The 11,855-nt window shown below is 72.3% G+C and carries 14 protein-coding genes; 2 read left to right on the top strand and 12 right to left on the bottom strand.

Going from position 1 to position 11,855, the window contains the following annotated elements; translation table 11 throughout:
- Positions 1-125: 125 nt before the first annotated feature.
- The 6 genes from BLW04_RS27420 to mmsB all read right to left on the bottom strand — a co-directional run bounded on the left by BLW04_RS27420 (position 126) and on the right by mmsB (position 4,058).
- Entirely contained in the window at positions 126-266 is a 141-nt protein-coding gene (locus BLW04_RS27420; protein ID WP_217630926.1) for a hypothetical protein, read from the bottom strand.
- Positions 263-433 (bottom strand): hypothetical protein, encoded by a 171-nt coding sequence (locus BLW04_RS28230; RefSeq protein ID WP_254781170.1) that lies wholly within the window; start codon positions 431-433, stop codon positions 263-265. Before BLW04_RS28230 ends, BLW04_RS27420 begins: the two co-directional genes overlap by 4 nt.
- A 3-nt stretch (positions 434-436) precedes the next feature.
- The gene (locus tag BLW04_RS28225) at positions 437-982 is read right to left on the bottom strand and encodes an MMPL family transporter (protein ID WP_371327778.1); all 546 of its coding nucleotides are present in this window, start codon (positions 980-982) and stop codon (positions 437-439) included.
- Positions 983-1,188: 206 nt separating this feature from the next.
- Complete coding sequence (locus BLW04_RS28220) at positions 1,189-1,419, bottom strand: hypothetical protein (protein WP_254781189.1); 231 nt, start codon at positions 1,417-1,419, stop codon at positions 1,189-1,191.
- 439 nt (positions 1,420-1,858) lie between these two features.
- Positions 1,859-2,629, bottom strand: coding sequence for an enoyl-CoA hydratase/isomerase family protein (locus tag BLW04_RS08010; RefSeq protein WP_175483947.1), 771 nt, complete (start codon positions 2,627-2,629; stop codon positions 1,859-1,861).
- A gap of 523 nt (positions 2,630-3,152) precedes the next feature.
- Complete coding sequence (gene mmsB, locus BLW04_RS08005) at positions 3,153-4,058, bottom strand: 3-hydroxyisobutyrate dehydrogenase (RefSeq protein ID WP_091538384.1); 906 nt, start codon at positions 4,056-4,058, stop codon at positions 3,153-3,155.
- A gap of 231 nt (positions 4,059-4,289) precedes the next feature.
- Between mmsB and BLW04_RS08000 the strand changes: the two genes are divergently transcribed.
- On the top strand, positions 4,290-5,195 hold the full coding sequence (locus BLW04_RS08000) for a LysR family transcriptional regulator (RefSeq protein WP_091538382.1): 906 nt from the start codon (positions 4,290-4,292) through the stop codon (positions 5,193-5,195).
- A 46-nt stretch (positions 5,196-5,241) separates the two neighbouring features.
- Here the strand turns inward: BLW04_RS08000 and BLW04_RS07995 are convergent, their stop codons facing one another.
- The 4 genes from BLW04_RS07995 to BLW04_RS07980 form a co-directional block, all read right to left on the bottom strand.
- Complete coding sequence (locus tag BLW04_RS07995) at positions 5,242-6,798, bottom strand: aldehyde dehydrogenase family protein (protein ID WP_091538380.1); 1,557 nt, start codon at positions 6,796-6,798, stop codon at positions 5,242-5,244.
- Positions 6,799-7,008: 210 nt separating this feature from the next.
- Positions 7,009-7,329 (bottom strand): AMP-binding protein, encoded by a 321-nt coding sequence (locus tag BLW04_RS07990; protein WP_217630907.1) that lies wholly within the window; start codon positions 7,327-7,329, stop codon positions 7,009-7,011.
- Between the two features lie 44 nt (positions 7,330-7,373).
- A complete protein-coding gene (locus BLW04_RS07985; RefSeq protein WP_091538376.1) occupies positions 7,374-8,639 on the bottom strand; it encodes an FAD-binding protein in 1,266 nt (421 codons plus the stop codon).
- 67 nt (positions 8,640-8,706) lie between these two features.
- Positions 8,707-9,819, bottom strand: coding sequence for a YeiH family protein (locus tag BLW04_RS07980; RefSeq protein WP_217630906.1), 1,113 nt, complete (start codon positions 9,817-9,819; stop codon positions 8,707-8,709).
- Positions 9,820-9,916: 97 nt separating this feature from the next.
- Between BLW04_RS07980 and BLW04_RS07975 the strand changes: the two genes are divergently transcribed.
- Entirely contained in the window at positions 9,917-10,852 is a 936-nt protein-coding gene (locus tag BLW04_RS07975) for a LysR family transcriptional regulator (protein ID WP_091538669.1), read from the top strand.
- Between the two features lie 64 nt (positions 10,853-10,916).
- Here the strand turns inward: BLW04_RS07975 and BLW04_RS07970 are convergent, their stop codons facing one another.
- Both BLW04_RS07970 and BLW04_RS07965 read right to left on the bottom strand, forming a co-directional pair.
- A complete protein-coding gene (locus BLW04_RS07970) occupies positions 10,917-11,270 on the bottom strand; it encodes a hypothetical protein (protein ID WP_091538372.1) in 354 nt (117 codons plus the stop codon).
- The gene (locus BLW04_RS07965; protein ID WP_091538370.1) at positions 11,251-11,652 is read right to left on the bottom strand and encodes a hypothetical protein; all 402 of its coding nucleotides are present in this window, start codon (positions 11,650-11,652) and stop codon (positions 11,251-11,253) included. Before BLW04_RS07965 ends, BLW04_RS07970 begins: the two co-directional genes overlap by 20 nt.
- Positions 11,653-11,855: the final 203 nt, after the last annotated feature.

Below are 11,855 nucleotides of genomic sequence, written 5' to 3'. Positions count from 1 at the left end.
TGCGGTCCCTTGCGGGGCAAACTACCCAGCGAACGTGTCTGCCCGCAGGTCCAGGGGTGGGAGGACGCTCTGCGGCGTGGCGCCGGGTCGCGCACGGCGCCCATGCTCAGGGTTGCGGGCGCACGTCAGGGCGCCACGACCGCCCATCCGTGCGCGGAGAGCTCGATGTCCCTCCCGCGCCGCGTGGCCTGTCCGGCGAGCACCTCGCCGCTCGCCGGGACGACGGCCGCGGTGTCGGCCAGGTTGAGCGCTACCAGCAGCATCACCAGGATCGGGTCAGGCCGAGCAGCGGCCCGGTGCTGTCCAGGTTGACCACATCGGCCAGCCAGCCCCACTGGAACACCGCCACCGCGGCACCGAGCGAGGCGCCGACGGTGAGCAAGAAGCCCAGCACGCCGACGAGCGGGACCAGCAGCGACCGGAAGACCAGCACCAGCTACACCAGCGCCAGGCCCACGACCAGGACCAGGTAGACCGGCAGCGCGTCGTCCAGCGTGGTCGCGACGTCCACGCTGACGGCCGTCTGCCCGGTGACGTAGGCCAGCGGCCCGTCGCCGTCGGCCAACAGCGCACGCAGGTCGGGACCCAGCTGCTCGGTGGCCTGGCTAGGTGACGGCCAGGATGACCAGCGCGAGGACGACACCGAGCGCCTCGGCGGGACCACCGACGGAGACCGCCTCGGTGACGCGTCCCCGCCGACCTCGACCGTGAGCCCGGCGTTCCGCGCGTCGTCGACGGCGGTGAGCAGGGCGTCCCGCTGCTCGGAAGTCACCTCACCGGCCGCCGCCCGGTAGGTGACGGTGCTGTAGCCGGTGGACCGGTCCGCCGAGACGGTGTGCGCTCTCGTCCAGCGGATCGCTGGCCGAGACCACGCCGGGCAGGGCGGCCAGCTCGCCGACCAGGTCCTCGACGGCGGTGGCGTTCGACGGAGAGGTGAGCGTCTCGCCGTCCGGCGCCTGGACGGCGACCCGCGCAGTGGCACCGGTCCCGGCGCCGAACTCCTCTCCGATCAGCGCCAGTGCGGTCGTGGACTCCTGGCCCGGGATGGCGAAGGTGCTGGCGGTCTCCCGGCCAGGGTGGCGGCACCGACGCCGCTCCCGACGAGCACCACGAGCCAGACGAGGACGACGGCCGGCCGGTGCTGGTGGGCGGCCGAGCCCAGCCGGGACAACAGACGAGCCATGGGGATCAGGCCTCCACCTGGTCGGAGTGGGACGGGGAGGCGCCGGGACGGCGGTGGCCGAGCGCGTCGGAGCAGGTGGCGACGATCAGGGGTCCCCACGCGGTGGTCTGGTCCTCGGCATGGGCGGCGAGGGTCAGGACGGCGAGCGCAGCCAGGGCGCCGACGACCCGGATGACGCGTTCGGGGTCGCTGGTGTCGGGATCGACGCCGAACGCCTGCATCGCCGCGCGGGCCACCGGCGTCGACGCCGCGGCCGCTGTTCTCGGCTGCCAGTTGCGTGGCCGGTGCGAGGAGGAAGGAGACCATCCCCGGATGGGCCAGGGCGACGTCGACGAGGGCCTCCACCGCTCGTCGGTCGCGTGCAGCGCCGAGCGGCATCTGACCGACCCGTTCGAGCGGCTTCTGCCCCAGGCTACGAGCCTGCGCGAGTACTGCCTGGTGCAGCGCCTCCTTGCTCGGGAAGTGGTGCAGCAGCCCGGCCCTGGACAGGCCCACGGCGTCCGCGACGTCCTGCACCGAGGTCTTGGCGAACCCGCGCCGGGCGAACAGCGCAGCCGCCTGGTCGAGGATCTGCTCGTCGATCTGGTGGCCGGAAGGGACGGGTCACGTCGCCGACGGTAGTGGTCCACCGACCAGATCGGTCGGTCTACCAACCGATCTGGCCGGCGGGCCCGCTCACAGGCGGCCGCCGCGGGCTGGTCGAGCCCGGAGGCGTCCCACCGTGGCAGCGACGTCCCCGTATGCGAAGGACCAGGCCATTTCCGCTGCCGCGGAGGAGGAGTCCGCTGGCACCTCCCGGTCGAGGTGGAGCTTGATGCCGGCCATCGCCGTCCGGGAGGCCCGGGACAGCTCCGCTAGGACGGTGGCGAGCAGGTCGTCCACCGAACCGTCCGTGGCCAGTTCGTGCAGCAGCCCGACGTCGAGGCAGCGTCCGGCGTCGATCGTGCGCCCGGTGAGCAGCAGCCAACGGGACAGGCCCGGCCCGACGGACCGGTTCAAGAGGGCGATCGTGACGGCGTCCGGGATGACGCCCAGTCGGGCCATCGGGAGCTGCATGCTCGTGTCAGCGGCCCCGAGGCGGATGTCCGTCGCCAGGGCGAGCTCCACCCCTCCGCCGGAGACCTGCCCGTGCACGACGGCGATGGTGGGGACCGGGCACCGCACGAGGGCCTGGAGCGTGTCGACGATGGTTCGGCAGTACCGCGCGGCGGCACCCTCGGACCGGGTCGCCTCGTGCACCTCGTCGAGGTCGGCCCCGGCGGAGAAGTTGACGCCCCGCCCGCGGAGGACCACCGCGGTCACGTCGCTCCGCTGCCCCAGTTCGCCGATCCGCTGCCCCAGGGCCAGCCACATCGAGTGCGTCAGCGCGTTCCGCCGGCGAGGCCGGTCCAGCTGGAGGACGGCCACGCCGTCCGTCAGGTCCTCGTCGATGTGGGGGTGAATCATCGTCACGTCGGGTCTTGTCCTCACCTCGGGTCGCGGCCTCGCGCCGCGGTCGAACCGGCGTCCTCGGCCACCTGGTACCCGCAGCACGGTGGCGGTGTCGGTGTCGGACACGCGCATTGCGCGCATCGTCGTGCTCCGGTGCGTCGTGCTCCTGTGCGTGGTGGCCGAATGAGCCGGAGCACCGGCAGCCGGACGAGCCGGCTGCCGGCGCCCCGGGGGAGAGCGGAGGAGGGAGGCGCTCAGACCCGCTCGGCGAGCACCCGCTCGCGCTCCACGGTGTCCAGGTCGGTCAGCGCCTTGCCCTTGGTCTCCCGGTAGATCAACGCCCCGACCACGCTCACCAGCCTCATGATCGAGATGCAGCGGTGCCGTGGGGGAAGAAGTCGTACTACTCGACCACGGTGCCGGCCATCGAAGCGATGACGACCTTGCGGAGCAGTGTGTTGTTGCTGGCCTCGTCGGCCTGGGTGATGGGGGACGGAGAGGCTGGACACCGGGCCAGGCCCGGCGTCCGTGCCGGACGTCAGTGGCTCGACGGCGTCTCCAGCGTGCCGCCGACCTGCTTCACCAGGACGGTGCAGTCCTTGTTGGCCAGTCCGGCGTCCAGCAGCGACGCCATGGCGTCGCGCGCCTGGGTGGCGAACGGCAGGGGCGTGCCGGTCGACTCCCCGGCGTTGACGGCAAGCCCGAGGTCCTTGTGCAGCAGCGCCACGGAGAACCCGCCCTCGAAGTCGCGGTTGACCGCAGCACTCTCGACGACGCCCGGCGACGGGTACCAGGTCCGCAGCACCCAGGAGTCCCCGGAGGACGTGGCCGCGATCGAGTGGAAGACCGTGGGGTCCAGGCCGAGTCGCTCGGACAGGACGGCGCCCTCGCAGGTCACGCCCAGGATGACGCCGCACATCATGTTGTTGACGATCTTCGCGGCCTGGCCGTTGCCGGCGTCGCCTGCGTGCACCACCTTGCCGCCCAGTACCTCCAGCAGCGGCCGCGCCTCGTCGAGGTCCTCGGCCGCGCCGCCGACCATGATCGTCAGCGTGCCGGCGGCCGCGCCGGACACCCCGCCGGACACGGGCGCGTCGAGAAAGCGGGCGCCGGCCTCGCGGACCGTCTCGTGAAGCTCGCGGGCCACCTCGATGTCGATCGTCGACTCGTCGACGATCAGGGCACCCGGCTTGATGTTCGCCAGCACGCCGTCTGGCCCGGTGAGGACCTCCCGGACGTGCTCGCCCTTCGGCAGCATCGTGAAGACGACGTCGGCGTCCCTGACCGCATCGGCCACGCCGCCGACGACCTCGACCCCCCGCTCGGCTGCCGATGCGGCGGCTGCCTCGCTGACGTCGAAGCCGCGCACCGTCGTCCCGGCGTCCACCAGGTTGGCTGCCATCGGGCCGCCCATGTTGCCCAGTCCGATCCACGCCACGCTCATCTGGACTCCTCCGCTTCGTCGGGGACTCGCCTCGCTGGCGACTCGCCCCCACGGGCACCCCCGAAGAGGGGCGGCCGTCCGAGGGGCGAGAGCCATGGTGAGGTGCGGACCGTCCCGTGACCAGGCTCACTTGGGCACGGGGATGCTGCAGAATTGCACAGCCCGGTCTGGCATTGCCCGGGCGCGGGCCCCGTGCGGGGGTCGAACGGACGCAGCTCAGAGAGGCACGAGATGGTGCGCGCGGACGACACGGTGATCCTGCTCGAGGTCGCCCGGTGCGGCACCCTGCTGGGGGCCGCGGCCGCTCTCGGTGTGGACCACTCCACGGTCTCCCGGCGGCTGACCGCACTGGAGAAGGACCTGGGCGCGACGGTGGTCATCCGCTCCGCCCAGGGCTGCCGGTTGACCGACCTCGGCCGAGAGGTCGCGGAGGCAGCCGAACGCATCGAGGAGGCTCTTGCCGACGTGCGCGGCCACGCGCAGAACCCGACGGGGTCCTCGCGGCTGACCGGGTTGCTGCAGGTGAGCTCGTCGGAGGCCTTCGGCGTGCATTTTGTCGCCCCGGTGCTCGCCCGGCTGCAGCACCAGCATCCGGGGCTGCGCGTCGAGCTGGTGATCGCGACCCGGCCGCTGCTGCAGACCGTCGGGGCCGACATCGAGATCGTCGTCGGCCAGCCCGGAGCCGGTCAGAACAACGCGGTCCCGCTGGCCGAGTACACGATGGGGATGTACGCCTCGCCGGAGTACCTGCAGCGCCGGGGCACCCCCCACTCGCCGGGGGAACTGCGCGATCACACCCTGGTCTTCTACATCGAGCCGCTGATGCGGATCACCGATCTGCACATCATCGAGCGGCACTTCTCCGGCTGCACCATCGGCTTCGCCTCGACCAACGTGTTCGCGCACGTGGAGGCGACGAAGGCAGGAAGCGGGATCGGATTGCTCCCGGCCTTCCTCGGCGACCGCGAGCCGGGTCTGAACCGCCTGTTCGCCGACGAGGTGTCCATCTCACTGGACTACGTCGCCTCGATGGCCGCGCGAGTGATGCGCCGCCCCGCGGCCCAGCTCGTCATGGCGGAGCTGGGCCGGGAGGTGGCCCGGCGACGGTCGGAACTGCGGGGTCGTGCCGCGAGCTGACCACCCGCCGGCGGGCACGACCCAGGGTGACCACGGTCGGGTCCCGTCAGGGGGCGGCGACCCCGGTCTTGCCGCTGGTGGCCTCCCGCGGCTCGGCCGGGCGGGGGCTGAGCTTGACGTTGATCTGCTTGATGTGGGTGAAGGACTCGAGCATCCCCTCGAGGGAGAACTCCCGACCGATGCCCGACCCCTTGACCCCGCCGTAGGACTGGCCGACCACCTGCCCGCCGCCCTGGTTGACCTGCACCCAGCCGGACTCGATCCGGTGGGCGGCGGTGAGCGCCCGGTCCAGGTCGTGGCACCACACGAAGGCGGCGAGACCGTAGGAGCTGTCGTTGGCCATCGCCAGCACCTCCTCCTCGTCCCGCCAGGGGATGACGACCAGCACCGGGCCGAAGATCTCCTCCTGGGCCAGCCGCCAGCCGTTGTCGGCCCGGGAGAACACCGTCGGCCCCAGGTAGAGGCCCTCCAGCTCGGCGGGCACCTGACCCGCGCCGTCGAGGGCCACGGTGACGCCGTCGCGCTCCTTGCCCTCGGCGACGTAGGAGGTGACCCGGTCGAACTGCTCCTGGCTGATCAGCGCGCCCATGTCGGTCGCCTCGTCCAGCGGGTCGCCGACCACCAGCTGCTTGAGCCGGGTGACCACCCGGTCCAGGAAGTCGTCGTAGATGTCCTCGTGCAGGAACAACCGCGAACCGGCGGTACAGCTCTGGCCCTGGCGGGTGAAGCGCATAGCGGTGAGCACGCCCTCGACCGTCGCGTCGTCGCAGGAGTCCGGCCACACGATGCTGGGGCTCTTGCCGCCGAGCTCCAACGAGAGGGGAACCAGCCGCTCCCCGGCGACCGCACCGACGATCCGGCCGACCTCGGTCGAACCGGTGAAGGAGACCTTGTCCACCTGCGGATGGGCAACCAGGGCCGCGCCACAGTCCTCGCCGAAGCCGGTGAGCACGTTGAGCACCCCCGGGGGCAGATGGGGGGCGCATAGCTCGGCGAGCCGCAGGATGGTCAGCGGGGCGTCCTCAGCGGCCTTGACCACGATGGTGTTGCCCGCCGCCAGCGCCGCCGGGATCTTCATGCCGGCGATCATGAGCGGCGAGTTCCACGGCAGGATCGCGCCCACCACGCCGACCGGCTCACGGATGCTGTACTGCAGCTGGTCCTCGCCGGCCGGCAGGACCACGCCCTTGAGCTCCGTGGCCACCCCGGCGAAGTAGCGGAACAGGTTGGCGAGCGTCTGGCTCTCCGGCCGGGCCTGGGTGCGCAGCGCGTTGCCGGTGTCGTTGGCCGTGAGCAGAGCCAGCTCCTCGGCGTGCGCGTACAGGTCCTCGGCGATGGCCAGCAACGCCTTCTGCCGGGCGGTGGCCGGCAGTGCGCGCCATTCCGGAAGAGCCGCCCGAGCGGCCCGGACGGCGCGATCGACGTCGGCGGCGTCGGCCCGCGGCACCCGTCCGATCACCGTGTCCTTGCGCGCGGGCGCCAGCACGTCGGTCCACCGGCCGTCGATTGCCTCGACCTGCTCGCCGCCGATGTGCATGCGCCACTCGCGGGTGGCTCTTTCCTCGAGAACCTCGTCCGGGCTGGTGGGTGCGTCGACCGACATGGAAGTCCCTCTCCGTTGGGGTTCTGACCTTGGATGGTCGTCTGCCGCGGCGACGTGGTCCACGCCCATCTCCGCGCAACGGTTGTGCGCTGCTGCACAGGACGCCGGTCCGGGACGGGCAGGGCGCCGGTCGCGCGATCGGCGGAGCCGATGATCGCCTCGGCGGCGACCGCTCGTCCGCCTGCTGCAGCTGTCGCGTCCACCACGCCGCTACCCGGGTGGGGGCCGAGGCGTGCAGACTTCCGTCTGACCGAAGCCGATGCTGACGTCCACGCCGAGCTGCTCCTGCGCGCGGCGCCCGAGTTCGGGCGCTACCGGAGCGCCGCCCAGCATGGTCAGCCGCGAGCTCGACACGTCCCGCGGGCGGACCGACTGCCCGTCCAGCACCCGGATCAGCATGGTGGGCACGCTCAGCATGAGGGTCCCGTGCTCGGCCTGGAACTGGTCCAGCATTCCGGCTGGGTCGAAGCCGCCGGGCGGGACGTCCGCGGCGCCGGTCTGCAGCGCACCAAGGTCGGGGCCGGGCGTCACGCGGGTGACGTCCCAGGTCGGTCGACCCGTGGCCACCTCCCCCGTCAGCTGGTCAGGAGATGGTCTTCCAGCCAGGCGTTGCGGAACGCGCCGCGTTCATCGAGCCGCTCGGTCAGGCGGAGGAAGTCGGCGTGTCGCGCGTAGAGCGGGGCGATCGCGGCGGCGTCAGCCAGGAACATCTTGCCCCAGTGCGGGCGCGCCCCGAAGGGCGAAAGGGCCCGCTCGAGCTCGACGAGCACGTCGGCCACTGCGGTCGGAGTGGGCTTCCAGGTGAAGTGCAGGGCAACGCTGGCCTGCTCATAGGCGGTGCTCATCCACAGCCGGTCCGCGGCGACCGTGCGGATCTCGCACGTCAGGAGGAGCGGCCGGATGCGGGGTGAGAGGGAGCGCACGGCCTGCAGGGCGGCGACGGCGGAGGTATGCGGGAGCAGGTACTCCGACTGCAGCTCGTCGCCGGCGCTCGGGGTGAAGCCCATCCGGAAGTGCGGCAGGCGGTCCGACCACAGCCCGGGCCTGCCCAGCTGTGGGGTGCACGAGGTTGGGTCCAGGCCGACGACCGGGTGCCGGTCGACGACGGCAGGGACGGCGTCGAAGAGGTCGCCGTCGGCGACGCCACCCTGGTCGGTGCGGGTCTTCACCCAGACCGACCCCACGTCCTCGCCCCAGGTGGTGAAGAGGCTGACGCTGTAGCCGCACGCGGTGATCTCGTCGAAGTGCTCGTACAGGGACTTCCAGGCCAGGCCCTCGAACACGCGCTGCTCGACGCCGAACGCGGGCTCGATGTCGAGCGTGAGCCGGGTGACCGCCCCCAGGGCGCCCAGGCCGACGACCATCCCGTCGAAGTCGGCATCGCCTCTCGACGCCCGGACGATGTCGCCGCTGGAGGTCACCATCTCCATCGCCGCGACGGCCGTCGCCAGGTTGCCGTTGGTCACGCCGGAGCCGTGGGTGGCCGTCGCCACGGCGCCCGCGACAGAGATGTGGGGCAGCGAGGCCAGGTTGTGCAGAGCGGCACCGGCGGCGCGCAGGACCTCGGCCAGCTCGCCGTACGTGACCCCTCCGCCCACGGAGACGGTGCGGGCCGCGAGGTCGACGTCCATCCCGGCGAGTGGGGTCGCTGGCGTCTGCACGGCCTCGAGCGAGACCATCTCCGCGGAGTCGGCGATGCCGGTGAAGGAGTGGCGCGAACCCAGGACGCGGATGCGCGGCGCGGTGGCGACGATCTCCTGCAGGTGCTCGAGGCTCGTCGGCCGGTGCAGCCGCTGCGCTCGATAGGTGTGGTTGCCGGCCCAGTTCCTCCCCGCGGTCACGGCGAGACGCTACCGACGGGAGGAGCCGATCGGGCGCGTGCACCTCCGGCCCCGACCTCGGCGAGGTTCACAGGGTGCCGGTAGCGAGTTGCAGCAGCAGACTCGAGGCTCCGACCGCGATCCAGAGCACGGCACCCAGGATGAGCGGGCGAGGTCCGGCGGCGCGCAGCGCCGCAGGACGGGTGATGAGTCCGATCCCGGCGAGCGCGACCGTGATGAGGAAGCCACTGGTGGCGTTCAGGCCGCCGTGCCAGCCGGTGGGGACTGCGCCCACGGTGTCCAGGGCGCTTGCGGCGAGGAAGCCGATCAGGAACAGCGGGAACATCCGTCGCCATGGCAGCCCTCGTGCGCCGCCCGGCTGCGGGTGCGGGGCGGCCGCAGCAGCCGCCGTGCGCCGGCCGGCCAGCGCGCCGAGCGTCACGCAGATCGGGATGATCATGAGGCTACGGGTCAGCTTGACCACCACGCCGTAGGAGGTCGCGGCGGCCCCGTACGTCGTGGTGGCGGCGACGACGGAGGACGTGTCGTTGATCGCGGTCCCTGCCCACAGCCCGAACGCATGCTGGGACAACCCGAGCAGGTGACCGAGGGCTGGGTAGAGCAGCACGGCGGTGATGTTGAACGTGAAGATGGTGGCGATCGCGTAGGCGACGTCGGCCTCGGCCGCTCCTATGACGGCTGTGACGGCGGCGATGGCGGAAGCGCCGCAGATGCCCGTGCCCGTCCCGATCAGCGTTCTGGTGTCGGCACCGAGGCCGAGCAAGCGACCGATCACGGCGGCGCCGACCAGGGCAACGGCCAGGGTCCCGAGCATGACCGGCAGCGAGTACGTGCCGGTCTGGACGACCTGGGTCAGGGACAGTCCGAAGCCCAGCACGACCACCGAGGCCTGCAGCACCGGACCGCCGGCCAGCGCGGCGCCGCGGTCCAGCCGCCGGGCCCGGGTACCGCCGCGTGCGCCCAGCGCAACGCTGATCAGCACCCCGAGCACGATCGCGAACACCGGGCCACCGACGATCGGCAGCACTCGACCCAGCCCGGTGGCCGCCACCGCGACGACGACGGCCACGAGCAACCCGGGGGCGGCCCCGTCGATCGCGGCCCGGAGCCGGGGGCCGACGTCGCGGTCCGCGGGCCCGGCTCCGGCCGGACGCTGTCGGGGTCTCGAGGTCGATGGCACGGCGGTCCCTCCGTCCGGCGGTTGTCGACTCCGAGCCTGCCGGGGCGTACGCCGGGCCGGTAGACACCACTGCGACAGGTGCTCATAAGCTGCCCTTATGGCATTGCCTGCTGGAGTACCCGACCTGAGCGTGCTGGACCTCCTGGTGTCGGTCGCCGAGGCGGGCAGCCTGGGGCGTGCCGCGGCACTGCATCGCATCAGTCAGCCGGCGGCCAGCCAGCGGTTGGCCCGGCTGGAACGGCAGCTGGATCTGCAACTGCTCACCAGGACGCCGACCGGCTCCCGGCTCACGCCCGACGGCGAGGTCTTCCTGGGCTGGGCCCGTCGCGTCGTCGATCAGGCGGAGCAGCTGGTCATCGCGGTCGAGGCGCTGAAGAGCCGTGCGGCGGACGTGCTGGAGGTCGCCGCCTCTCTCACGATCGCCGATTTCCTGTTCCCGCGCTGGCTCGGCGCGCTGCATCAGGTCAGGCCCGGGGAGCGGGTGTCCCTCCGGGTGGGCAACAGCGCCGCGGTGGCCGACCTCGTCCGCGACGGCCAGGTGGTCCTCGGGTTCACCGAGGCGCCGCAGCTTCCTCCGGGTCTGCGTTCGCGTGCCATCGGCGGCGATCGGCTCGTCGTCGTGGTCCATCCCGACCATCCGTGGGCCGGCCGGCGTCGTCCCCTTCCGGTGACCACCCTGGCCGCGGAAGCACTCCTGGTCCGCGAACCGGGCTCCGGCACCCGTGCGGCACTCGAAGAGGCACTGACCGCGGCGGGACTGCGGTTGCTACCCGCTCTCGAGCTCGGGTCCACCGCAGCCCTGAAGAGCGCGGCCATCAGCGGTGAGGGACCCGCTGTGCTCAGCGAGCTGTCGGTCGTCGGCGAGCTCGCCGACGACCGACTGAGCATGGTCCCGATCGCCGGCGCCGACCTGCGCCGACCGTTCCACGCCATCTGGCATCTCGACCGTCCCCCGACCGGTACCGCTGCCGGCCTGCTCGCGATCGCCGGTCGCCCGCGGCCGCCCCGTCGGGTGTCCGCGTCGACTCCGTGACCGGGCGGGGCGGCTCCGCAGTTCCGCCCGACCGACTCCGGTGCCTCGTGTGCCCCCGCTCGGATCACGGCCCTGACGACGGACCGGGAGGTGGCGCGCCAGGTCGGCCGCCGGCGTCCTGCCAGTCGTCGGCCAGCGGGAGCAGGAGCACGACCGCCACGACGGCCGCCACCATGGTGGCCACCAGTGCGACGGTGCGGCGGCCGGAGCCGGGAACGACGGTGGTGTTCCCGAGGCTGCGCCCGGCCCGGCCGCTGACGAGGGTGACGGCCGGGGCGATGCGGGCGAGGAGGCGCAGCCCGGTGAGCACGGCAAAGGCCACGAACAGGGCCTGGTGGACGGTGATGAGATCGACGTGCTGACCGAGGGCGTTGACCAGCGTCTGGCGGCTGCGCTGCTCACCGACGACGATCGGCACGAGGCCGGAGGCGAGCCGTCCCAGCGTGCTCGCGACCACGAGCGGACCCAGGACGCGCAGCGAGGTGGGCGGCGGGCCCGCGGTGCGGTACGGCTGGTCTGCCGGTGTAGTAGCGGAGGATGCGCCAGCCGGTAGTGGCGGTCTCGAGCAGGGCCACGGGGACCAGCAGCACTCCGATGGCGACGTGCCAGTCGATCAGTCCGCGGACGTCGAGCAGGGTGATCAGTTCCCCGGCGATGAGGACCAGCAGGAGGAGGCCGGTCCAGGCGATGAGCAGGGCACTGCCGGCCGGTCCACCGGAGGGGGCGGCCACGGCGTTCGTGCGGTGGGCCCGACCGCTGGCCTCGTACAGGACGTCGTCGATGAGGCGGTGGATCGGCACGGTGCACCTCGGTCGGGTCGGGACGGCGGGGGAGCGGGGCAGCCGCTGCGGAGTGGGGTCACGTGGCGCCGCCGGCGACCAGGCGCAACAGCCACGCGATCAAGGCATAGAGCTTGGAAGGGAATTACATCAGTGTAATTCGTCGTCGATGGTTCGCGGTGTGATCGTGTAGTTCCACTCTGGGTGGAACGGATCGCCGTCGA

This window comes from Modestobacter sp. DSM 44400, assembly GCF_900107175.1.
Lineage (GTDB): Bacteria > Actinomycetota > Actinomycetes > Mycobacteriales > Geodermatophilaceae > Modestobacter.
The sequence above is the reverse complement of the archived record's forward strand: the minus strand, read 5'-3'. Positions and strand labels throughout refer to the sequence as shown.

Excerpts from the sequence above, each read along its gene's own strand:
- BLW04_RS08010 (WP_175483947.1), bottom strand. The coding sequence starts at position 2,629 with ATGATTCACCCCCACATCGACGAGGACCTGACGGACGGCGTGGCCGTC.
- mmsB (WP_091538384.1), bottom strand. The coding sequence starts at position 4,058 with ATGAGCGTGGCGTGGATCGGACTGGGCAACATGGGCGGCCCGATGGCA.
- BLW04_RS08000 (WP_091538382.1), top strand. The coding sequence starts at position 4,290 with ATGGTGCGCGCGGACGACACGGTGATCCTGCTCGAGGTCGCCCGGTGC.
- BLW04_RS07995 (WP_091538380.1), bottom strand. The coding sequence starts at position 6,798 with ATGTCGGTCGACGCACCCACCAGCCCGGACGAGGTTCTCGAGGAAAGA.
- BLW04_RS07975 (WP_091538669.1), top strand. The coding sequence starts at position 9,917 with ATGGCATTGCCTGCTGGAGTACCCGACCTGAGCGTGCTGGACCTCCTG.